We start from the raw sequence: 26,971 nt of genomic DNA, 5'->3' as shown, positions 1-26,971 counted from the left end.
TTAGGACAAAATAGGCTTGTTTTTAGATGAGGACTCTGCAACCTTGCCAAGTATTTGTCTCAGCACTTTAGCATTTTCCCCAACATAACCGGAATCAAGCAGCACATCGTGCGTTCCGATGACTCCGTACTCTTCGTATTGACCAAGTGTCGCCTGCTGCCATAGCAGTTTATCTGATGATGTCACCGGACCAATACTATCGTCCTCTGCAACCAAGGCATGGATATTCGCCTGAACTTCACCTGCGTTAATAAGCTCATTCCGGTAGATGGAGTAAATCAACACTTTGTCTTTGACTCGCTCCCTGTCAGCTGGATCGGCGAGGAATGATTTGTACTGGTCTCCAATGCTGTTCAGCACCAACTCAACGATCTCTTCAAGTTGCTCTGGCGTCGACTCATCCTTGGACATCTCTCTCATAGCATCCACCATTATGAGGTCGCTGACATGGTGACCTCGGCTTTCCATGGCTTTGGCCACCTCGAAGGCGAGATTTCCTCCGAGGGAGTATCCCAGGAATACATATGGGCCCTCTGCTTGAATACCCGTGATGGCATCCACATATCGATCCAACATCTCTTGACCCTGAACATGATCGCCGATGAATTCGAACCCGTATACTTCGCAATGCCCTTCCAGCTCCCTGGCCATCTCATAGTATCCCAGAGAGTAGCCAACCCGAGGCGGGAAGCAAAACAGTTTGATTGTTCCTTTTCCTGGGAAGCGGAGGATTTCCATCTCATCTTCCTCAGGCGCAGCTTTTGCCCGCAGCTTGGAAATTTCGAGTGCCAGCTCCTCCACAGTCGGAAGATTGAACACAAGTTGAAGCGGGAGCTGTACGCCCATGCTAGTCGAGATCTTCTGGATCAATCCCAATACTTTCAGGGAATGGCCGCCAAGCTCGAAGAAATGATCTTTGACTCCGATTTCCTCCACGCCGAGTACCTCGGACCAAATCTGCGCCAGTTCCACTTCTGTCGGCGTTCGCGGCGGGATATACTCCGCAGTGCTCCGCAGAAGTGCTTCCGGTGCCGGCAGCGCTTTGCGATCCAGCTTGCCGTTCGGATTCAGCGGCATTTGTGGCAGCTGTACGAAAGCAGACGGAATCATGTAGCCCGGCAGCTCGCTGGCCAGTGCCTCGCGCAACACGCCTGCTGCAAGCGACTCTTCAGCCACGAAGTACGCGCAAAGCTGAGTACTTCCCGTTGCATCAGCCAGAGCAAGGACGACCGCTTCCTGCACAGACGGCACTTTAAGAATTTGTGCTTCCACTTCTCCCAGTTCAATGCGGTAACCCCGGATTTTTACCTGGTGATCGATCCGCCCCAAATACTCAATATTCCCGTCTGGCAGCCATCGTGCCAAATCGCCTGTTCGGTAGATCCGTGCTCCCGGCTTGTACGGGTGAGGAATAAACTTCTCCGCTGTCAGATCCGGCTGATTGAAGTACCCCCTCGCTACCCCTTCGCCTGCAATGCAGAGCTCGCCTGGCACACCTACAGGTGATACCTGAGAAGCACCGTCCATCATCCATACCTGGACGTTAGCGTACGGTTTACCGATAGGTACATGCGTTAGAGCAGCAGTCTCAAGGCTCGTTGTATATCGCGTCGCATATACAGCCGCTTCGGTAGGACCATAAATATTTTCCAATACTGCGTATGGAGATACTTTATAGTACTCTTCCACAAGTTTGACAGGCAGCGTCTCGCCGCAAGCAAACAGATATCTCAGCGTAAGGAATCCCTGGGTGCCGCTTTCTTTCAAGTATTGAACGAGAACACTGAGCATCGACGGTACCAGATTGAGATGCGTGATACGGTTTGTATTCACGGCCTCCAGCAGTGCCACCGGGTCTTTGTCCGCGCCCTGCGGCAGGATCACGAGAGTGCCCTGTCCAAAGAACCAGCAGAACAGCTCCGGTACGGAGAAGTCAAAAGTGAATGTCGTTTTGAGCAGGAATCGGTCGCCTTCCAACATCGGATATTCAGCTTCCAACTGGCTCAGCGTATGAACGGCCGAGCGGTGCTCGATCATTACACCTTTCGGCTTGCCGGTCGAACCTGACGTGTAAATGATATACGCCAGATGCTCAGGCCCCGCAATTGGCTCCAGATTGGAGCTATCAGCATGATACGCCTGCGGATCATCAAGTGCCAGGAGCGTGCCGGTGAACGGAAAACGATCTTTGAGATGGTTCTTCGTCAGCAGAAGCTTCGCCCCCGAGTCCTCCAGCATGTGGCGAATACGATCTTCCGGGAACTCCGGATCAATCGGTACATAGGCCCCGCCCGCTTTTAAAATGGCATGAATGCCGATGATCATCTCAAGCGAGCGCTCGACCATGATGCCGACCGGTTGGTCCGGTCTGACCCCTTGGGCACGCAGCGTACGTGCAAGGCGGTTCGCCTGCTGATGAAGCTCTCCGTAGGTAAGCTCCGTTTCACCGTAAATAAGTGCTGTATGATCCGGTGTGAGCGCAGCCTTTTCCTCAAATATGCTGTGAAGGGTCTTCTCACGCGGATAAGGAGCTGCTGTATCTCCCCACACTTCGATAATCTGCGCCTTCTCTTGTGCCGTGATCATATCCAGATCACCAACCGGGATGTGCGGGTTATCGAGCACTTGTTCAAGCAGACGAACCAAATGTCCCTGGAGCCGACGGATGGCTTCCGCTTCAAACACGAGCGCGTTGTATCTCATATGAAGCTCGAGCTGTGCACCCGGCTCAATGGTCAGAACAAAATCATAGTTCGTTTGTTCGAATGCTTCGATAACGGTAATCTCCATCCCACCCGAATCGTCTTGTCTCAACTGGCCGAGCCGCTCTTCCACCGGATAGTTTTCAAATACCATGACGTGGTTGATCAAGCTTTGCTTTTGTCCAGTTAGCGCCTGGATTTCATAAAGCGGATACGTATCATAAGAATGAGAGGCCAAATACTGCTCTTGCAGCTTTTTCAGCAATTGCGCGAAGGTCTCCTCTTCCTCGGTTTGAACCCGAACGGGAATTGTATTGATAAACATGCCGACCATATTCTCAATACCCGGTATTTCTGCAGGTCTTCCCGATACTACGTTTCCGAAAACGACATCCCGGCTGTTATTGTACCGTTGCAATAGAATTCCCCATGCAGCCTGCATCAGCATGCTAACTGTTACTTGATGCTGCTTGGCCAATAACTCAATCTGCTTGGCCATATCCTCACCGAGATCGCAGACGAGATATTCCAGGCTATACCCTTCAACTTTGCCTTGGGCTTTCCCTTGCGGCAATAGCGTTTGTTGTTCATAGTCTTCCAGATACTTGCTCCAATAATCGGCAGCTTTCCCGGCATCCTGACGATCCAGCCACTCGATATAGGTGCTGTAGGACGGCACTGGGGGAAGCTCTGGTTGCCTTTGCTCCAGAATCGCCGTATAGTGCTCGAATATTTCTTGCATCAGAAGCGGCACGCACCAGCCATCGATAATAATATGATGGAAGCTCCAGATCAGGTTGTAGTTTTCTTTGCCGGTACGGAGGATCGAGATGCGCAGCAGCGCATCTTGGGTCAGATCAAACCCTTTCGCCCGATCTCGGGCATTAAAGCTTTCCGCATACGCATCGCGCTGCACCTGATCCATACCGCGCAAATCCTCATAATAAAATTCACCTTGCTTGTTGCGGAATACAATTTGTACAGGTTCGGCCAAACCATTGTAAAAATTGGTGCGCAGTGCGTCATGGCGCTGCATTAAGGCATCCAGACTCTGGGAGAATACTTGGATGTCCAGACTTCCTTGAATGCCATAAGTCGATTGTTCGAAGTAAGAACCCGAATTCGACTCCAATAGACTCAGGAACAGCATGCCCTTTTGCATCGGCGCCAGCTTATACACATTTTCGATCTCGCCGACATACCGGGTTTGCTGCACAAGCTGCTCCAGTTCCTCCATACTGAGATCCGAAAGCAGCAGATCGCTCGGCGTCAGTTCTGACTGCTCTTTACCCACGCAGTGTAGGATGATTGCCCGTAGGCTGTTCTGAATCAGCTCAGCCAGCTTCTCCATCGTCTCCTTGCGGTAGTGAATTCCGCAATAGCTGATGGCCAGCTTCAACGCACCTTCCGAAATCATACCGTTGATGTCCAGTACATAATTTCGCGTGCTGTTTTCGCTAATCGCGACGCCGGTTGAATAAGGCGAAATGTGCAGCTTATTACTGTCCAAGTCCTGATCGAACTGCCCCAGATAGTTGAAGCTGATTTCCGGCTTAAGTTGCAAGGAATCGTCACCGTTTCCGCCGTCATCGGACAAGTGAGCCAAGATGCCGTACCCGATGCCTTTATTCGGAATGCGGCGAAGCCCTTCCTTCACACGCTTGATGCGGCGCGAAACGTCTTGTTCGGCCCCGATCTCCAGCACAACCGGATATTGGCTCGTAAACCAGCCTACGGTCCGGGTGATGTCGGTATCCGGAATGATCGGTTCCCGTCCGTGTCCTTCCAGATTTACCAACACTTCTTCCGTTCCCGTCCAGGCATGAACCGCCATACCCAAAGCGGTCAGCAGCAAGTCGTTTACTTCCGTGTTGTAAGCGTGGTTAGCCTGCTTCAGCAGCAGCAAGGTCTCCTCCTCGCTCCACCCAGCTACGACCGTCTCGCTGTCGCGAACTTGGGCTACAGGGTGAGCAAAATCCTTCGGCAGCGGTTCAGTGGCTGCTGCCGTCTGCACGATCTGTCGCCAGTACTCCCGCTCGCTTGCCATCGCTGGACTTGCCGCATACCGTGGCAATTGTTGCGCCCATGTGCGGAACGAGTCCGTTTTATGCGGCAGCCGGATTTCCTGACCACTTACTGCCTGCTCATAGCCTGTGGCGATATCCTCGAACAATATCCGCCAGGATACTCCGTCCACCGCCAGATGGTGGATGACGATCAGCAAATGGTCGCCGTCCGCGCAGTGGAACAGTCCCAGCTTCAGCAGCGGCCCTTCGCTCAGGTTTATGCTGCGCTGAATCTCGCTTGCTTTCGCTTCGATGGCGGCTGCGCAGTCGGCCTCGCCTCGGAAGTCCGCGATGTCGAGTGTGTACAGCTCGCCCTCGCTGGCGCCACGGTTCCACGCTTCATATCCGCGATCCGCCTGGCGGAACACGAGCCGCAGCGCGTCGTGATGCTCGGCAATTTTGTCCATCGTTCGGCGTAGCGCCGTCAGCTCAAAGCCTTCTGCCCGATACAGCATGATCGCATGGTTATAGTGATGCGGATCAACAGGCGTCTGTTCGAAGAACCAGCGCTGAATCGGGAGCAGCAGCGTTTCGCCCGTCACTCCCCCTTGATCGGCGATACGTTCGGCGGTTTGCGCATGCGGGCTGAGCTCGGCAATAGTCGGATACTTGAACAAATGTTTCATATCCAGCTTGTAGCCAGCTTGCAGCAGTCTCGAGGACACCTGGATCGACTTGATCGAATCGCCCCCAAGGTCAAAGAAATTGTCGTGAATGCCGATTCTTTCGACACCGAGCACGCCCTGCCAAACGGTGGTCAGCGCTTGCTCTACCGCTGTCCGCGGAGCCTCATAGACGGTTCCGGTCGGCAAGCTGCTTTCAGGCGCAGGCAGCGCTTTGCGATCGATTTTCCCGTTGGGCGTATATGGCAACCGCTCCAGCTGCACGAAGTACGACGGAATCATATAGCTTGGAAGCTCCTGCGCCAGCGCTCCACGGAGCTCGCTTGCTGTCAACGGACGGTCAGCGACCAAATACGCGCATAGCTGCTTTTGCCCGTCCTCACTCGTACGAGCCGTTACGACGGCTTCTTGCACAGCCTCCACTTTCACCAGCTGCGCTTCCACCTCGCCTAGCTCGATTCGGTAGCCGCGTATTTTCACTTGCTCGTCGATTCGTCCCAAATATTCGATGTTTCCGTCCGCCTGCCAGCGGGCCAGATCCCCTGTCCGATACATCCGCCCGCCTGGCGCAAACGGATTGTCCACGAATTTCTCCGCCGTCAGCTCAGGACGGTTCAGGTAGCCTAGAGCGACTCCGTCTCCGGCAATGTACATCTCTCCGGGTACGCCCGGCGGTACCAGATTGCGCTGCGAATCGAGCAAATAAATGTACACGTTGTCGGCCGGAACCCCAATCGATACGGACTCCTTCGTATCCCTGACAGGATCGTAGAGGTAAATCATGCATCCGACTACCGTTTCGGTCGGCCCGTATTCGTTGAAAATTTCGATGTTTCCGCCAAACAGATTAGAGATGTTTTTCGCCAAATGAGTGCTGAGGTTTTCTCCGCCTACGATCATTTTTCGAATTCTGGATTGTTCGGGCATCTTCATGTCTTTGATCAGGCTCAAATGCGTCGGCGTCAGCTTAAGAATGTCCACCTGATTGTCCTCGATGATCTGCTGGATTAACGTCCCCTTATCCGCTCCTTCGTAAATGATGATCGTATTGCCTGTGATAAGCGGCGTAAATATTGACGTAAGCGTCAAATCGAAAGAAATCGATGAATACAGCGGAAAATCAAGCTTTTCCTCGCCTACGTACACTTTTTTCGCCCACCAAATGTAGTTGACCAAGCCTTGCTGCGTAATCATGGTTCCCTTAGGCAGTCCTGTAGTACCAGAAGTATAAATGAGATACATCAGATCCTTCGGCTTGACCGTGATGCCCGGATTGGAACGGCCTTCCGCATATGCCTGGCTGCTGTCCAAATCCATCATCTTGCCTTCGAAGCCCGCCAAGTCAGGCTTTTCCCGCCGTAAATGACTTTGCGTAAGCAGCAGCTTTGCACCCGAGTCTTTTAAAATATAGTGAATCCGCTCTTCCGGATATTCCGGGTCAATTGGCACATAAGCGCCACCGGCCTTCAAAATTCCGAAAATTCCGATCACCATTTCCAGCGAACGTTCGACCATCAGGCCGACGAACTGCTCCGACCGAACGCCTTCGGCGCGCAACGCATGCGCCAACTGGTTCACCCGATTGTTTAGCTCGCGATACGTTAGCCGGCTTTCCCCGAACACAACCGCCGTCTGCTCCGGCGTCCGCTCCACTTGCTCCTCGAACATCTGATGAATCGGTTTATCCATCGGATAGTCAACCGCGGATGCATTGAATTGCTCCAGAATCTGCGCTTGCTCCGGAGCCGTGATGATCGCTATCTCCGACAGCTTCATCTCAGGCGCTCTCACCACCGCATTGATCACCTGCACAAAATGATTCGCGATCCGTTCGGCCGTTTCCCGCCGGAACAGCGCGCTGGCGTACTCAAGGCTGCAGACGAGTTCCTCGCCTTGCTCCGCTATGAGGAGCGTCAGATCAAATTTGGCAGTTGGGTTCTCATACGCATACGGCTTGAATTGCAATCCGGCAATCTCCCGTTCGCTCTGCTCCGTATTTTGCAGCACAAACATCGGATCAAACAGCGGATTTCGGCTCGTATCCCGATTCACATTGAGCTTCGCAACCAATTCCTCAAACGGATAGTCCTGATGCTCGTACGCTTGCAGTGAAGTTTCTTTGACTTCCTGCAAATAGTCAAGGAACGTTTTCTCGCCAGACGGATAATTGCGGAGTGCAAGTGTGCCGACAAACATCCCGATCATACCTTCCAGATCACTGTGCGGTCTTCCCGCAATCGGGCTGCCGACAATCACATCTTCCTGGCCGGTATATTTGTGTAAAAGCGTCGTATATGCGGACAGCAGCACCATATACAAGGTCGATCCGGTACTTGCCGCAAGCTGTTGTAAAGCACGGCTTTGAGCGGCGTCGATCACAAAATCAACCTGTTTTCCTGCAAAGCTTCGCTGCGCCGGACGAGTTTCATCCATCGGCAAATCAAGCATCGGCAGCTCACCGCGGAATACGTCCAGCCAATAGGCTTCCTGCTTGTCAATCCGCTCGCTTTGCATCTCCAGTTGCTGCCATACTGCATAATCTTTGTACTGAATCCGCAGCTCCGGCAGCTCGCTTCCCTCGTACATCTGAATAAATTCCTCGGTCAACACGCCCATCGAAGTACCATCGGAGATGATATGATGCATATCAAACAGCAACAGATGGCGATCTTGCTGCAGCTTGATCAATCCGGCCCGCAGAAGCGGCGCCTGCTGCAAATCGAACGGGCGAATAAAGTCTCGAATGCGGACTTTAGCTTCATCCTCCCGGGCCTCGGCATATTCCACTGCAAAAGGCACTTCATCATGCACTCGCTGCACTGGCTCGCCGTTCACGACATCGAAGCTCGTTCTCAGCGTCTCATGCCGACGTATTAGTCGGCGGAACGCCGCTTCCAGCCGCGTGCGGTCCAGTTTCCCTTCTACCGTCATAACGCCCGGCATATTGTAGCTGATTTCTCCGCCTTCGAGCTGGCTCAGCACGTACAATCGTTTCTGTGCCGAAGATGCCGGATAGTAGCTTCGTTCTCCGGCGGCCGGGATAGAGGCATAGGCTGCTTGATCCCGGCTTGCCATGAGCTCGGCCATCTCCGCAATGGTAGGAAATTGGAACACTTCCCGCAAGGAAAGAAGGCCGTTCATCTCTTTCTGGATGCGGGCAATCAGAAGCGTAGCACGCAAAGAGTGTCCTCCGATTTCAAAGAAGTTGTCCCTGATCCCTACACGCCCCACGCCAAGGACGCCCTTCCAGATCTGCGCCAGCCGCGTTTCCATAGGCGTTGTTGGCGCCTCGTACTTCGCGCCTGTCAGCAGATTGCCTTCGGGCACAGGCAGCGCCTTGCGGTCAATTTTGCCATTCGGGCTCAGTGGCATATGCTCAAGCTGCACGAAGTACGACGGGATCATATAACTCGGAAGCTCCTGTGCCAGTGCCACGCGGAGCTCGCTTGCCGTCAGCTCTGCATTCGCCGTAAAGTACGCGCACATCTGCTTCTGACCGCTTTCGTCTTCCCGCGCTACGACGACCGTCTCCTGCACAGCCTCCACTTTCAACAGCTGTGTTTCCACTTCTCCGAGTTCGATCCGGTAGCCGCGTATTTTCACCTGATGGTCGATCCGTCCCAAATATTCGATATTCCCATCCGCCTGCCAGCGTGCCAGGTCTCCCGTCCGGTACATCCGCTCTCCCGGTACGAACGGGTTGTCCACGAATTTCTCCGCCGTCAGCTCAGGTCGGTTGAGATACCCTCGCGCGACTCCGTCTCCCGCGATGCACAGCTCGCCCGGCACGCCAATCGGCTGCAGCTTTCCGCTTTCGCTGACGACATACAGCCGTATATTCGAGATCGGCTTACCGATCGGAACCGTTCGGTACGTTTCGTCCACTTGCAAGTTAAAGTACGACACGTCCACCGTCGCTTCCGTCGGTCCGTACAAATTCACCAGCTTCGCCTGGCTGACTGGCGCGACGTATTGCTGGAACCGCGCCGCCGCATTCGGCGTTAATGCTTCCCCGCTGGCAAACACTTGCTTCAGTGAAGCCAGCTTGCTTTGCGCTGGCTCTCCCTGACGCTCGATGTGCTCCAGGAAGGCGTTTAGCATCGCTGGTACGAAATGCATCGTGCTGACCTTTTGTGCAGCGATCGTCTCCACAATCACTTCCGGGTCTTTCTCCCCGCCGACCGGAAGCAGACACATGCTCGCTCCCACAAACGACCACCAAAACAGCTCCCATACGGAAACGTCGAACGTGATCGCTGTTTTTTGCAGTATCATATCTCCTGCATCCAGCGGATACGCCTCCTGCATCCAGATCAAGCGGTTGATCACCGACCGATGCTCGATCATGACGCCTTTTGGCTTGCCCGTTGATCCCGACGTATAAATGACATACGCGATGTCCCGAGGCTCAGCGATCGGCGCCAGATTCGAGCCGTCCTTCACGTACGCTTGTGCTTCGTCCAGCTTCAAAGTCCGGCCTGCGAAGCTGATGCGATCCTGCAAATGGCTTTGCAACAGGAGCAGCTTCGCCCCCGAATCCTCCAACATGTAGCGGATGCGCTCTTCCGGGTAGTCTGGATCAATCGGCACGTAAGCTCCTCCAGCTTTTAATATGGCGAAAATGCCCACCATCATGTCCAGCGAGCGCTCGGCCATCAAGCCGACGAGTTGATCGGCCTGCACGCCTTCGGCCCGCAAGGTGCGCGCCAGCCGGTTCGCCCGCTCGTTCAGCTCGCGATACGTTAAGCGGCTTTCCCCGAACACAACCGCCGTCTGCTCCGGTGTCCGCTCCGCTTGCTCCTCAAACATCTGATGGATCGTCTTATCCTTCGGATAGTCAGCCGCGGTCGCGTTGAATTGCTTCAGAATCTGTACTATTTCTTCCCGGGTAGCCAGTTCAAGCTCACTCACAAGCAAGTTTGGATTGGCTGTAATTTGCTCCAGCACATGCACGAAATGCCCTTGCATTCGCTCAACACCCGCTTGCTTGTAAACAAGGCTATTGTATCGGAAGCTAATCCGAACGGCTTCGCCCGGGATGACGATCAGATTGAAATCGTAACTCGTTTGATCGAACATACTGACGTTCGTAATTTCAAAAGCATCCTCATCAGCGCTGGCCGACTGCTCGATTTGCTGTTCCATAGGATAGTTTTCGAACACCATAACATGGGAAATCAAACTTTGCTTCTGTTCGGTTCGCGCCTGAATTTCATAGAGCGGATACGTATCGTAAGCGTTCGATGCCAGAGCCTGCTCCTGGGTCGCTTTCAGCACATCCGCGAAAGCGGCGCCTTCGTCAGCATGGACGCGAACCGGGATCGTATTGATAAACAGACCGATCATCGTTTCGATTCCGGTTATTTCCGCGGGTCTTCCAGATACGACGCTGCCGAAGACAACATCCCTACTGCTGTTGTACCTTTGCAGAACAAGGCCCCAAGCGGTTTGCATCAACGTGTTGATTGTTACTTGATACTGTTTGGCGATTGATTCCATTCGGCGAGTTAGCTCCTCACCCAAGTCGCAAACGAGTTCTTCCGACACATAGCCCTCTGTTCTGCTTTGCGGGTTCTCCTGAATCTCTTGCGGCAGCTGCGTTTGCTGTTCGTAGCCCTCCAAATACTTGCTCCAGTATGTGGCCGCTTCTTCCAGGTTTTGCCGATCCAGCCATTCGATATATTGACTGTACGGCAGGACGACGGAAAGCTCCGGCTGCCGCTGCTCCTGGATTGCAGCATAATGCTCGAATACCTCCTGCATCATGATCGGCACGCACCAGCCATCCATAATGATGTGATGGAAACTCCAATAGAATCGGTACGTCTGTTCTCCGGTTCGTAAAACCGAAACACGCAACAGCGCATCCTGTGCCAAATCGAATCCTGCCGTCATATCGTTAACACTGAACGCCTGAGCATACGTCTCGCGTGCGGCTTCCTCCAGTTCGCGTAGATCTTCGTAGTAAAATCCGCACGACTTGTGCCGATAGACGACCTGTACGGGCTCAGCCAGCCCGCTGTAAAAGCTGGTGCGCAGCACGTCGTGCCGTTGCACAAGGGCATCCAGACTTTGGACAAAGACATCAACGTCCAAGCTTCCTTGAAGGCTGAACACCGCTTGCTCGAAATAAGCTGTCGAACCCGGCTCCAGTTGACTGTGGAACAGCATGCCTTTCTGCATCGATGTGAGCTTGTACACATTTTCGACCTCACCGATATGCGCGGTTTGTTGCACAAGCTGCTCCAGTTCCTCCATGCTGAGATCCGAAAGCAGCAGATCGCTCGGCGTCAGCTCCGTCTGCTCTTTATCCGCGCAGTGCAGGATCACTTCTCGGAGACTCGTACGGAGGAGATCAGAAAGTTTTTCAACCGTTTCTTTGCGGTATTGCCGCCCATTGTAATCAATTGTCAGCGACAAGACACCCAGCGAGATCATGCCGTTAATATCCAGCGTATAGCGCTGTGCCATCTTCTCGCTTATGGAAGCTCCGACCGAATAAGGCGAAATTTGCAGCTTATTGCTATCCAAGTCTTGATCGAACTGCCCCAGATAGTTGAAGCTGATTTCCGGCTGAAGACGCAGAGCGTTATCCTCATTCTCGCCGTTGCCGGACAGGTAGGTCAAAATGCCATACCCGATGCCTTTATTCGGAATGCGGCGAAGCCCTTCCTTGACGCGCTTGATGCTACGCGAAACGTCTTGTTCGGCCCCCATCTCCAGCACAACCGGATATTGGCTTGTAAACCAGCCTACGGTCCGGGTGATGTCAGTATCCGGAATGATCGGTTCCCGGCCGTGTCCTTCCAGACTTACCAGTACTTGCTCTGTTCCTGTCCAGGCATGAACCGCCATACCCAAAGCGGTCAGCAGCAAGTCGTTTACTTCTGTACTGTAGGCGTGGTTGGCCTGCTTCAGCAGCAGCGAGGTCTCCTCCTCGCTCCATTGCACGGTGACCGTTTCGCCCTCGATTCGGGTCGGGTTATCGTGCGTTTCATCTTTCGGTAGCGGTTCAGTGGCTGCTGCCGTCTGCACGATCTGTCGCCAGTACTCCCGCTCGCTTGCCATCGCTGGACTTGCCGCATACCGTGGCAATTGTTGCGCCCATGTGCGGAACGAGTCCGTTTTATGCGGCAGCCGGATTTCCTGACCACTTACTGCCTGCTCATAGCCTGTGGCGATATCCTCGAACAATATCCGCCAGGATACTCCGTCCACCGCCAGATGGTGGATGACGATCAGCAAATGGTCGCCGTCCGCGCAGTGGAACAGTCCCAGCTTCAGCAGCGGCCCTTCGCTTAGATTTATGCTGCGCTGAATCTCGCTTGCTTTCGCTTCGATGGCGGCTGCGCAGTCGGCCTCGCCTCGGAAGTCCGCGATGTCGAGTGTGTACAGCTCGCCCTCGCTGGTGCCGCGGTTCCACGCTTCGTATCCGCGAACCGCCTGGCGGAACACGAGCCGCAGCGCGTCGTGATGCTCGGCAATTTTGGTCATCGTCTGGTGCAGCGCCCCCAGTTCAAAGCCATCCGCCCGATACAGCATGACCGCGTGATTAAAGTGGTGCAGGTCAACAGGCGCCTGTTCGAAGAACCAGCGCTGGATCGGGAGCAGCGGTGTCTCGCCCGTCACTTCCCCTTGATCGGCGATGCGTTCGGCGGTTTGCACATGCGGGCTGAGCTCGGCAATGGTCGGATACTTGAACAAATGTTTCATGTCCATTTTGTAGCCGGCTTGCAACAATCTTGAGGACACCTGGATCGATTTGATCGAATCGCCCCCAAGGTCGAAGAAGTTGTCGTGAATACCGACCCTGCCGACACCAAGTGCGCCCTGCCAAACGGCGGCCAGCGCTTGCTCTACCGCTGTCCGCGGAGCCTCATAAGCGGTTCCGACCGATAGGCTGCTTTCCGGCGCGGGCAGCGCCTTGCGATCAATCTTTCCGTTCGGGCTTAACGGCATATGCTCAAGCTGCACGAAGTGTGACGGGATCATATAGCTTGGAAGCTCCTGCGCCAGTGCTCCGCGGAGTTCGCTTGCTGTCAGCTCTGCATTCGCTGTAAAGTACGCGCACATCTGCTTCTGACCGCTTTCGTCTTCCCGTGCTACAACGACTGCTTCCTGCACAGCCTTCACCTTCAACAGCTGCGTTTCCACTTCTCCGAGTTCGATCCGGTAGCCGCGTATTTTCACCTGATGGTCGATCCGTCCCAAATATTCGATGTTTCCATCCGCCTGCCAGCGGACCAGGTCTCCCGTCCGGTACATCCGCTCTCCCGGCGCAAACGGGTCATCCACGAATTTCTCCGCCGTCAGCTCGGGCCGATTTAGATATCCTCGCGCGACTCCGTCTCCCGCAATGCACAGCTCGCCCGGCACGCCAATCGGCTGCAGCTTACCGCCTTCGCTGACGATATACAGCCGTATATTCGAGATCGGCTTACCGATTGGAACTGTTCGGTACGTTTCGTCCGCTTGCAAGTTAAAGTACGAAACTTCGACCGTCGCTTCTGTCGGTCCGTACAAATTCACCAACTTCGCCTGGCTGACCGGCGCGACCAATTGCTGGAACCGCGCTGCTGCGATCGGCGTTAATGCTTCCCCACTTGTAGACACTTGCTTCAATGAGGCCAGCTTGCTTTGCGCTAGCTCTCCTTGACGCTCGATGTATTCTAGGAAGACGTTCAACATCGCCGGCACAAAATGAATCCTGCTGATTCTTTGCACTTCGATCGTCTCCAGAATCACTTCCGGATCTTTCTCCCCGCCGACTGGAAGCAGGCACAAGCTCGCTCCTACAGACGACCATCCGAACAGCTCCCATACGGAAACGTCGAACGTGATCGCCGTTTTTTGCAGAATTGTTTCTCCCGCATCAAACGGATACACCCTCTGCATCCAGGTCAGGCGGTTGATCACCGACCCGTGTTCGACCATGACGCCTTTCGGCTTGCCGGTTGATCCTGACGTATAAATGACATACGCCATGTCCCGAGGCCCGGCGATCGGCGCCAGATTCGAGCCGTCCTCCAAGTACACTTGCGCTTCGTCCAGCTTCAAAGTCCGGCCCGCAAAGCTGATGCGATCCTGCAAATGGCTTTGCAGCAGGAGCAGCTTCGCCCCCGAATCCTCCAGCATGTAGCGGATGCGCTCTTCCGGGTAGTCCGGATCGATTGGCACGTAAGCTCCTCCAGCTTTTAATATGGCGAAAATGCCCACCATCATGTCCAGCGAACGTTCGGCCATCAAGCCAACGCGTTGATCGGCCTGTACGCCCTGCTCCCGCAGCGTACGGGCCACACGGTTTGCCCGCTCGTTCAGCTCGCGGTACGTAAGCCGGCTTGCCCCGAGCACAACCGCCGTCTGTTCCGGCGTTCGCTCCACTTGCTCCTCGAACATCTGATGGATCGTCTTATCCTTCGGATAGTCAGCCGCAGTCGCATTGAATTGCTCCAGAATCTGCGCTTGCTCCGTTGCCGTGATGATCGCAATCTCCGACAGCTTCGTCTCAGGCGCATTCACCACCGCATCGATCACCTGCACAAAATGATTCGCGATCCGTTTGGCCGTTTCCCGCTTAAACAGTACACTGGCATATTCGAGACTGCACGCAAGCTCGCTTCCCTGCTCGGTCACATTGAACATCAGATCAAATTTGGCGGACCTATGCTCATGCGGGTAAGGCTTGAACTGCAGACCGGCAATTTGCCGCTGCCCTTGCTCCAAATTGTGCAGGGCAAACATCGTATCGAACAACGGGTTGCGGCTCAAATCCCGCTTCACATTGAGCTTCGCAACCAATTCCTCAAGCGGATAGTCCTGATGCTCGTATGCTTGCAGTGAGGTTTCTTTGACTTCCTGCAAATAGTCAAGGAACGTTTTCTCACCAGAAGGATAATTGCGGAGGGCAAGTGTGCCGACAAACATCCCGATCAGACCTTCCAACTCCCCATGAGGTCTGCCCGCAATCGGGGTGCCGACAATCACATCTTCCTGGCCGGTATATTTGTGCAGGAGCGTCGTATATGCGGACAGCAACACCATATACAAGGTCGATCCGGTGCTTGCCGCAAGCCGTTTTAAAGCCTCACTTCTGGAGGCATCGATCACGAATTCAATCTGATCCCCTTCGAAGCTTTGCAGCGGCGGTCTAACCCCGTCTGTCGGAAGATCGAGCACCGGAAGCTCCCCGCGGAATGTATCCAGCCAATAGGCTTCCTGCTTGCCGATCCGTTCGCTTTGCACCTCCAGTTGCTGCCATACTGCATAATCCTTGTACTGAATCCGCAGCTCTGGCAGTTCGGCGCCTTCATACAGCCGGATGAACTCCTCAACCAAAATATTCATCGACGCGCCGTCGGAGACGATATGATGCATGTCGAACAACAACAAATGGCGATCTTTCTGCAACCGGAGCAGTCCGACTCGCAGAAGTGGAGCCTGTCGGAGATCGAACGGACGAATAAACTCACGAACGCGTTCTCTTGCTTCTTCTTCCCGGACTTCTGCATATTCCACCGCAAAAGACACTTCCTCGTGCACCTGCTGCACCGGCTCGCCGTTCACGACATCGAAGCTCGTTCTCAGCGTCTCGTGCCGATGTATCAGCTGGCGGAACGCAGCTTCCAGCCGCGTGCGATCCAGTTCCCCTTCCACCGTCATAACGCCCGGCATATTGTAGCTGATTTCTCCGCCTTCGATCTGGCTGAGCACGTATAAACGCTTCTGTGCCGAAGATACCGGGTAGTAGCTTCGTTCCCCGACGACCGGAATGGAAGCATAAGCCGCTTGATCCCGGCTTTCGATTATTTCGGCCATCTGTTCGATGGTCGGGAATTGAAATACCTCCCGGAGCGCGATATGGCCGTTCAGCTCTTTGTGAATACGGGACACGAGAAGCGTAGCCCGCAAAGAGTGCCCTCCGATATCAAAGAAGTTGTCTTTAATCCCAACGCTTTGCAGCCCCAGCACTTCCTGCCAAATGTTCACCAGACTCGCTTCTATCGGCGTTCTTGGTGCCTCATGCCGCGACCCGGCTGTTTCGCTTTCCTGCGGCGCTGGCAGTGCTTTGCGGTCAACCTTCCCGTTGGGGGTCAGCGGCAGCCGATCTACTTGAACAAAATAGGCCGGAAGCATGTAAGCCGGAAGCTCCTGCGCAAGCGCAGCTTTAAACTCGCTGACGGGCAGGGCTTTATCCGCAGCGAAGTAGGCTGCCAGTTGCTTCTGTCCGGTCTGGTCCTCGCGTGCGATGACAACGGCTTCCTGTACGGACTCGACCTGCAAAAGGTGTGCCTCCACTTCGCCCAGCTCGATTCGGTAGCCGCGAATCTTCACCTGCGCGTCGATTCTGTCCATATACTCGATGTGACCGTCTTCCCGCATTTTCACCAGATCGCCGGTCCGGTAAAGCCTGCCTCCCGCTGCAAATGGGGAATAAATGAACTTCTCCTCTGTCAACTCCGGCCGATTCAAATAACCTTGAGCCAATCCGTCGCCACCAATATACAGTTCTCCTGGAATACCCGCAGGCAGAGGGTGTTGATCATGATCCATCACGTATACCGACGTATTGCTGATCGGTTTGCCGATCGGCACGGTATACACTGACTCCTCCAAATGATTCACCGCATAGTAAGTCGCAAATACGGTACTTTCGGTCGGTCCGTACACATGAATGATCCGGTTCGGACCAAGACTCGCAAATGCTTTCCGCACATGGCTGACTGACACCTTCTCCCCGCCGAACAGCAGCGTATCAAGCGTTTCAAAGCAGCCGACATCAATATCTGTCAGTGTATTAAACAGAGCGGTTGTCATAAAGCATTTTGTGATCCGCTGAGTCTGCAGCACATGCGCCAGCTCGCGTGCATCCAGCACTTGGTCACGGGTGATCAGCACGAGCGAGGCTCCGTTCAACAGCGCGCCGTAAATATCGAATGTAGAGCCGTCGAACGAAAAGCTGGACAACTGCAAAACACGATCCTGCGTTGAAAAACGGATATAGTTTGTCTCTTTGACGACGCGACTGATGTTAAAATGCATCGTCAAGTTGCCTTTCGGCTTGCCTGTCGAACCGGAGGTATATATGATGCATGCCAGCGAATCCGAGCCGTTCACGGGCTGAAGATCGCTCGTTTCTTGCTGATAATGACTCTTATCCGTCAGATCCAGCACAAGTCCTGCGAATTCCACTTTATCCCATACTTGGGGCTGAGTGAGCAGTACCTTGGCATCCGAATCCTCCAGGATATAGCGAATACGTTCCTCCGGATATTGCGGGTCGATCGGCACATAGGCTCCGCCAGCTTTTAAAATACCGAATATCCCGACGATCATTTCCAGGGAACGCTCGGCCATGAGTCCGACCGGCTGATTCGGTTGAACACCGCTATTGCGGAGCGTGCGCGCCAGTCCATTGGCCTGTTCGTTAAGCTCCCTGTAAGTCAACCGCTCGTCTCCGAAAACGAGAGCCGTTGCGTCCGGCGTGCGTTCCGCCTGCTCTTCGAACAGCCGATGAAGTGTCTTCTCCTTTGGATAAGAAGTTGTCGCATTGCCTCCCAGAAGCAGCATCTGCGCCTCTTCTTGCGGCGTCGCCAGCTTCAGCTCGTTCACACGAATGTTCGGGCGGCTTACCACCTGTTCCAACATATGAATCAGATGTCCCTGAATCTGTTCGATGCCAGACTGCTCATAGACGAGCTCGTTATAACGGAATACGATTTTAAATTCTTTTCCCGGCAAAACAATCAGATTGAAATCGTAGTTCGTCTGCTCAAACAGCTCGGCGTCCGTAATCTCAAAAGCTGCCTGCTCCCCGCCCAACGTCTCGATTTGCTGTTCTACAGGATAGTTTTCAAATACCATGATATGTGTGATCAAATGCTGTTGTCCGGTTTGCGTCTGAATCTCATAAAGAGGGTACGTATCGTAGGCATGGGAAGCCAGGTACTGTTGCTGCTGCCGTTTGACCATATCCGCGAAACCGATGGTTTCGTCTGACCGCACACGTACCGGAATCGTGTTGATAAACAGTCCGATCATGCTTTCAATCCCCGGTATTTCCGCAGGTCTTCCCGATACAACGCTGCCGAAAACAACGTCCCTGCTGCTATTGTATTTTTGCAGTACGATTCCCCAAACGGTCTGCATCAACGTGCTGACTGTCACCTGGTGCCGTTTTGCCGCCTGTTCGATTCGCCCGGTCAGATTCTTGCCCAGCCCGCAAACGATCTGTTTTGAAACGTAAGCTTCCGGCTTGTTTTGGGCTTTCGCTTGAGGAATCTGCGTATGCTGTTCGTAATCTGCCAAATATTCGCTCCAGTATCCGGCTGCTGCCTGATCATCCTGCCGATCCAGCCATTCGATATAACGACTGTACGGCAAGGCAGGGAGAGATTCAGGTTCTCTCTGTTGGCTGATCGCAAAATAGGTTTCGAACACCTCCCGTGTAATGAGAGGCACGCACCAGCCGTCCATAATGATATGATGGAAGCTCCACATAAGCAGATAATCCGCTTCGCCCTTGTGCAGAACGGAAACACGTAGCAGTGCGTCCTGCGTCAAATCAAACCCTCTGTTTCTGTCATCATCTATATAATTCCGGATATACGCCTCGCGCTGCAATTCCTCCATCCCGCGCAGGTCTTCATAATTGAATTCACTCCGTTTGGTTCGATAAACGATTTGTACCGGGTCGCCCCATCCGTTATAAAAATTGGTGCGGAGCGCTGCATGTCTTTGTACCAAAGCATTCAGGCTTTGCGCGAAGCTTGGCGCGTCAAAATGACCATGCCATTCGAACGTCGCTTGCTCGAAGTACGAAAGTGAATGCGGCTCCAGCAGGCTGTGGAAAAACATGCCCTTTTGCATCGGCGTCAGCTTGTACACATTTTCGATTTCGCCGACGTGCTGGTGATGTGCCGCCAGTTGATCGAGCTGTTCTATTGTCAATCCCTTCAGCAATATGTCGCTTGGCGTCAATTCGGCCGTTTCTTTGCTTGTGCAATGCCGGATGACTTTTTGCAAGGATGTCCGGATGAGCTCGGATAGCCGCTCCACCGTTTCTCTGCGGTATTGTTTGCTGCTGTAAGTGATGGCAAGCGACAGCGTTCCCTCGGAAATCATCCCGTTCATATCCAAAGTATAAGCTTGCGCTGCATGTTCGCTTATCGCACTGCCTGTCGAATAGGAAGATAGCTGCAACGAACTGTTGTCCAAGTCTTGATCGAATTGGCCCAAGTAGTTAAAGCTGATTTCCGGCTTGAGCTCACGTACAACACCTCCCAGATTTGCAGACCCATATTTCAGGAGGCCGAAGCCAATGCCTTTATGCGGAATGCTGCGCATACTTTCTTTGATCCGCTTAATTTGGCCCGACAAGTCGTTGTTGCTTCCCATTTCCAAGGCAACCGGGAATTGGCTTGTGAACCAGCCTACGGTACGGGTGATGTCGAGATCCGGGATAATCGGCTCCCGGCCGTGCCCTTCCAGATTGACCAGCACTCGCCCGATACCGCTCCAGGTCTGAACGGCCAGCCCCAGTGCCGTTAAAAGCAAGTCGTTCGTCTCCGTATTGTAAGTGCGGTTCGCCTGCTTGAGCAGCAGCTCCGTTTCCTCTTCGGTCCATTGAACCGTGATGGTTTCGCTGTCGAGAACCAGCGGGTAGGCCTGTGCCTCGTCCTTCGGCAACGGCTCTGCAGCTATCCGTCCGAGCTGTTCCCAATAAGCCCGCTCCTGTTCCATCGCCGGACTTTCCGCGTACAGCGACAACTGCTGTGCCCATGTCCGGTAGGAATCCGTTTTTTGCGGAAGCTGAATCTCCTGGCCGTTTATCGCCTGCTCGTAGCCTGCCGCAATATCTTCGAACAAAATTCGCCACGACACACCGTCTACGGCCAAATGGTGAATGACAATCAGCAGATGATCCCCTTCCGCGCACCGGAACAATCCCAGCTTCATCAAAGGACCATGAATCAGATCGATGCCGCGTTGGATTTCGCTTGCTTTCGCTTGGATGGCTGCCTTGGGGGCAACCTGCTCTTTGAAATTGACAATTTCCAAAGTATACAGTTCGCCTTCCGCCATGCCGCGATTCCACGCCTCATATCCATGTTCCGTCTGGCGGAACACCAGCCGCAGTGCATCGTGATGTTCGGCGATCCTCTTCATCGTTTGATGAAGCGCCACTTCCTCAAAACCATTCTCCCGATACAGCATGACAGCCTGGTTAAAGTGGTGCGGACTTACGGAATGCTGCTCGAAAAACCAGTGTTGAACCGGGAGCAGCTTGGTCGCACCACTGACTTCCCCTTGCTCCGCTATGCGACTGACCGTTTGGACATACGGGCTCAGTCCCGCAATGGTCGGATGCTTGAACATATCTTTCATTTCCAGCTTGTAGCCTGCTTGGAACAGCCTTGAAGACACCTGGATCGATTTGATCGAATCGCCCCCAAGGTCGAAGAAGCTGTCATGAATGCCGATATTGCGTACACCGAGCACGCTTTGCCAAACGGAAGCCAGAGCTTGCTCCACAGCTGTCTGCGGTGCAGCATACTCGGTTCCCGTGTGGACATTCTCCTCTGGAGCCGGCAGCGCTCTGCGATCCACCTTCCCGTTGGCCGTCAGCGGAAGCTGCTCGAGTTGGACAAAGTAGGACGGAATCATGTAATTGGGCAGCTCTTTTGCCAATGCGCTTCTGATCTCGCCCGCGCTCAGCCGGTTGCTGGCTGCAAAATAGGCACAAAGCTGTTTTTGTCCGCTTTCGTCCGCCCGCGCAATCACGACGGCTTCCTGAATCCCTTCTATCTTGGCAAGCTGAGCCTCCACTTCGCCCAGCTCAATGCGGAAACCACGGATTTTCACCTGCTCATCAATCCGTCCCTTGATCTCAAGGTTTCCATCAGCACGCCAACGAACCAAATCACCTGTCCGGTAACAGATCTCTCCTGGTTTTACCGGGTCTTGAACAAACTTCTCCATCGTCAGTTCTGGGCGGTTCAAATATCCGCGTGCGACTCCATCCCCGCCGACAATCAGCTCGCCCCATGCCCCAATTGGCAGCAGCTTCATCGAGCTGTCCACGACATAAGCCGTTGAGTTGCGGATCGGCCGACCGATTGGCGCCGATTCCGTGAGTTCGCCGGGAATCGCATAGGTCGTCGAGAACGTCGTATTTTCCGTCGGGCCGTAACCGTTCACGATACCGAGGCCCGGATTGTCCCGCAGCACCCGGTTGATATGCGGCGCTGAGAGCATGTCGCCCCCGACGATCAGCGTCTTGATCGCGCCAAACAGCTTGCTGTCCTGCTGCGACAGCTGGTTGAACAGCGGAGAGGTCAGCCACATGGTTGTAATGCCGTATTGTTCGACAGCCTGCCTAAGCTTCTGGGCATCCAGAATGACATCGTTGCTAGCCAGATAGAGCTGACCGCCGTTCAGCAACGCTCCCCAAATTTCGAATGTGGACGCGTCGAACACCACTGCGCCTGTTTGCAAGATTCGCGTCGTTTCATCCAATTGGGCATAGTCGGTATGCTTCACCAAACGCACGACGTTCCGGTGTTCAACCATAACGCCTTTCGGTCTGCCTGTCGTTCCCGACGTATAAATCACATAAGCCAGATCGCCAGGAGCGCCGGTCAAGCCGAGATTCGACCCGTCTTCGGCATATGCCGCGTCATCGTCCAGATCGATGACGCTCCCGGCAAAGCCGATATCGGCCACGTCGTCCCGCCGGATGAGCAGGAGCTTCGCTCCCGAATCCTCCAGCATATATCCGATGCGCTCCGCCGGATAATCCGGGTCAATCGGCACGTAAGCTCCGCCGGCCTTGAGGATCGCCAACACGCCAACGACCAGCTCGATCGACCGATGGGCGGCAATCGCCACGGGCTGATCCTGAACGACACCCTTGTCCCGGAGTGTCCGCGCCAGCCGGTTTGCCCGCTCGTTCAGTTCGCGGTACGTCAGGTGCGCGTCTTCGCATACGACGGCCACATGCGCCAACGACCCTGCCGCTTGCTCCTCAAACAACTGATGAATCGTCTTCTCACGCGGATAATCCGCCGCCGTCGCGTTAAATTGCTCCACGATCCGCACCTTTTCCTGCGGCGTAATGATCTCGATCGACGATAGTTTTGTCTCGGGTTTCTCCAAAATAACGTCAATCAATTGCAGCAGGTGCTTCGTCATCCGTTCCACGGTTTCCCGTTGGAACAGCGCAGTCGCGTACTCCAAGCTGCATGCCAGTTCTTCCTCGTTCTCGGTTACATGGAACGTCAAGTCGAATTTTGCCGTCTGATGAGGGTGAGCATAAGGTTTAAACTGCAATCCGTCGATTTCCTGATCCCCTTGTTCTGTGTTTTGCAAAACAAATAAGGTGTCAAATATCGGATTGCGGCTTAAATCTCGTCTGAGATCAAGCTTTTCGACCAGTTCTTCGAACGGAAAATCCTGATTTTCATACGCTTTTAACGCTGATTCCTTGACTTCCAGCACATACTGATAGAAAGTCTTGTCTGCAGCCGGGAAGTTTCGGAGCGCGAGCGTATTGACAAACATTCCGATCATGCCCTCCAGATCAGCGTGCGGTCTGCCGGCGATCGGGGTTCCCACGATAATGTCTTCCTGCCTTGTATATTTGTGCAGCAATGCAGTGTAAGCGGAGAGCAGCACCATAAACAAGGTGGAACCGGTTTCGGCGGCAAGCTGCTGCAAAGCATGGGTTTGTCGCTGATTAACGACAAATTCAATCGAGCTTCCCGCGAAGCTCTGTACGGGCGGTCTCGCATAATCGGTCGGCAATTCGAGCACGGGCAGCTCGTCGCGATAGACATCCAGCCAGTATGCTGCCTGCTTGCTCAGCCGTTCGGATCGAGCTTCAGCCAGCTGCCAAGCCGCATAGTCCTTGTATTGAATCCGCAGCTTCGGCAGTTCTTCCCCTTCATAAAACCGGTTGAATTCTTCAACCAAAATGTTGATGGACGCGCCGTCGGAAACGATATGATGCATATCGAACAACAAAAGATGACGCTCCGCCTCCAGTTCGATCAATCCCACTCGCAGAAGCGGCGCCTGCCGAAGATCGAATGCCCGTACAAAACGGCGAATGTGAGCTGGCGCTTCCTCCTCCTTGGCTTGAATGTACTCTACCGCAAAGGAAACCTCCGGCTGCACGCGCTGCACCGGTTCACCGTTCACCACGTCAAAGCTCGTTCTCAGCGTCTCGTGCCGACGGATCAATTGACGGAACGCCTCTTCTACTCGCGAGCGATCCAGACTCCCTTCCACCATCAGCACGCCCGGCATGTTATAGCTGGTTTCCCCGCCTTCGAGCTGGCTCAGCAAGTACAGCCGCTTTTGAGCCGAAGAGACAGGATAATACGCTTGTCCCTCGACACTTGGTATGGATGCATAGTCAACATGCTCCCTTCCATCCAGCAACTGTGCCATTTGCTCAATGGTCGGCGCTTGAAACACTTCCCGCAGGGATATGCCGACATTCATTTCTTTTTGAATCCGGGCCGTTACGATTGTGGCCCGCAAGGAATGTCCTCCGATCTCAAAGAAGTTGTCCTTGATCCCAACGTTTTGAAGTCCCAACACTTCCTGCCATATTCGCGCAAGCTGCGCTTCCCGCTCGCTTCTGGGCGCTACATACTCTTGTCCGGTATTCATATGTCCTTCCGGCGCAGGCAGCGCCTTGCGATCAATTTTGCCATTCGGGCTCAGTGGCATATGCTCAAGCTGCACGAAGTACGACGGGATCATATAACTCGGAAGCTCCTGCGCCAGCGCCCCGCGGAGCTCGCTTCCCGTCAGCTCTCCATTCGCCGTAAAGTATGCACACAATTGTTTCTGACCGCTTTCGTCTTCCCGCGCTACGACGACCGCTTCCTGCACAGCCTCCACCTTCAACAGCTGTGTTTCCACTTCACCGAGTTCGATCCGGTAGCCGCGTATTTTCACCTGATGGTCGATCCGCCCCAAATATTCGATGTTCCCGTCCGCCTGCCAGCGAACCAGGTCTCCCGTCCGGTACATCCGCTCTCCCGGCGAAAAAGGACTGTCCACGAATTTCTCCGCCGTCAGCTCAGGCCGGTTGAGATACCCTCGCGCGACCCCGTCTCCCGCGATGCACAGCTCGCCCGGCATGCCGATCGGCTGCAGCTTTCCACTTTCGCTGACGACATACAGCCGTATATTCGAGATCGGCTTACCGATCGGAACCGTTCGGTACGTTTCGTCCGCTTGCAAGTTAAAGTACGACACGTCCACCGTCGCTTCCGTCGGTCCGTACAAATTCACCAGCTTCGCCTGGCTGACTGGCGCGACGTATTGCTGGAACCGCGCCGCCGCATTCGGCGTTAATGCTTCCCCGCTGGCAAATACTTGCTTCAGTGAAGCCAGCTTGTTTTGCGCTGGCTCTCCCTGACGCTCGATGTGCTCCAGGAAGGCGTTTAGCATCGCTGGTACGAAATGCATCGTGCTGACCTTTTGTGCAGCGATCGTCTCCACAATCACTTCCGGGTCTTTCTCCCCGCCGACCGGAAGCAGACACATGCTCGCTCCCACAAACGACCACCAAAACAGCTCCCATACGGAAACGTCGAATGTGATCGCTGTTTTTTGCAGTATCATATCTCCTGCATCCAGTGGATACGCCTCCTGCATCCAGATCAAGCGGTTGATCACCGACCCGTGTTCGATCATGACGCCTTTCGGCTTGCCCGTCGTTCCCGACGTATAGATCACGTAAGCAAGATCGACCGGTGCGTTGATGCTCTCCAAATTCGCGCCGTCCTCGCTGTAAATGACCGGATCGTCCAGCAGCATGACCCTGCCCGCAAAGTGCACGCGATCCTGCAAATGGCTTGGCAGCAGGAGCAGCTTCGCCCCCGAATCCTCCAGCATGTAACGGATGCGCTCTTCCGGATAGTCTGGATCAATCGGCACGTAGGCTCCTCCAGCTTTTAATATGGCGAAAATGCCCACCATCATGTCCAGCGAACGCTCGGCCATCAACCCGACGAGTTGATCGGCCTGTACGCCTTCGGCCCGCAAGGTGCGCGCCAGCCGGTTCGCCCGCTCGTTCAGCTCGCGATACGTTAAGCGGCTTTCCCCGAACACAACCGCCGTCTGCTCCGGTGTCCGCTCCGCTTGCTCCTCGAACATCTGATGGATCGTTTTATCCTTCGGATAGTCAGCTTTCGTATTATTGAACACGGTCAAAATTTCATTTTTTTCCTGTTTATCGATCAGAGATATCTCCGATATTTTTTGTTCGGGATTTTCGGCTATATGTTCCGTTATAACCAGGAGATGCCGAATAATTCTCGCGATCTCACCTGCATCGAACAGGCGGGAACGGTAATCGACATGCAGCACCAATTGATCTTCATCCAGCAACTCAGCAATATGAAGCACCAGATCATTGACCTCATCGCCGCCAAAATCATAATCCGTATGAATGCGAACGTCATCCAAATCCACCCAGCTTACCGGACGATATTCCATCGAAATGCCGAACAGCCGCTGGATATCCTTGCTGCGGTTGGTTTCCCTTAAATCCTGAATCAAGTGATTATATGGATACTTTTGATGCCGTAAAATCGCGGTTTGATCCTTGGCCACGCTCTGCAAAAAGCTCATCAAATCGGTGTCAGGGTCAACAAAAGACCGGGCTGCTATTGTGCTGACGAACATGCCCACCGTATTTTTTTCTTTCTTGGTCGAACGGTTGGCAAACGAGGTGCCGATTGCGATATCCAGATCGCCGGTCGCTTTGTGCATATAAATGTACATTGCCGCCATAAAAAATTGAAACAAGCTGACTTTATGATCTTGGCAAAATTGTTTTATAGCCTTGTACAAGCTACCTTCTACTGTAAAATGCGCTCTTTGGGCAGCCGTGCTCAACAGCAGCGGATCATACGGTTTCAATCCGGTCACGTCGGGCAGCCCGGCAAATTTATCGTTCCAGAACTCCTTGTCCTTTACAAACCGCTCGGACTGTACATAGGCTTCTTCCGTTTGGATATATTCGATATAAGAATATTCTTCGCCCAGTTGGGGTTCTATTCCCCGAATGATATCAATGTAATATTCCGTTAACTTGTTTCCGAAAAGAACCATGGAAATGCCGTCGGAAATAATGTGATGCGTTTTAACACTCAACCAATACTCGTCATCGCTGATTCTAATAAACAAAAATTGAAAAAGCTCATTGTTGAGCAGTTCAAGAGGCGTTTGGTTATGACGCTCCAACCAGGCTTTCAATTCATCTATACTTTTGAAATCGGCCGCGTCCAGGCAAGCGAACTCCTTGTCTTCAAAAGGAACCACGTATTGCCGGGGAATGCCATTCTCGGCCGTGATGCGAATACGAAAAGCATCGTACTGCTTAATGACCATATTGATGGAGCGCTTTAAGGCATCTATGTTCATTTTCCCTTTAAACTTTACCGTCCCCAGGAGCAGTGATACAGACGTATTCGGGTAAAGCAGCTCAGTGTACCAAATCCGCTGTTGTGCATTCGTTAAAGGAAAAAATCGCTGTACGTTGTTATTCATAGCCTAATCC

1 protein-coding gene is annotated in these 26,971 nt (G+C 53.7%); it reads right to left on the bottom strand.

From position 1 onward, the window contains the following. Nucleotides 1-26,961: a non-ribosomal peptide synthetase gene (locus KQI_RS29585; RefSeq protein WP_010349581.1), complete on the bottom strand. Its 26,961-nt coding sequence runs from the start codon at nt 26,959-26,961 to the stop codon at nt 1-3. Nucleotides 26,962-26,971 lie beyond the last annotated feature (10 nt).

Source organism: Paenibacillus peoriae KCTC 3763 (genome assembly GCF_000236805.1).
GTDB classification, from domain to species: Bacteria; Bacillota; Bacilli; order Paenibacillales; family Paenibacillaceae; genus Paenibacillus; species Paenibacillus peoriae.
Note: the sequence above shows the minus strand (reverse complement) of the source record. Positions and strands in the feature narration are given on the sequence as shown.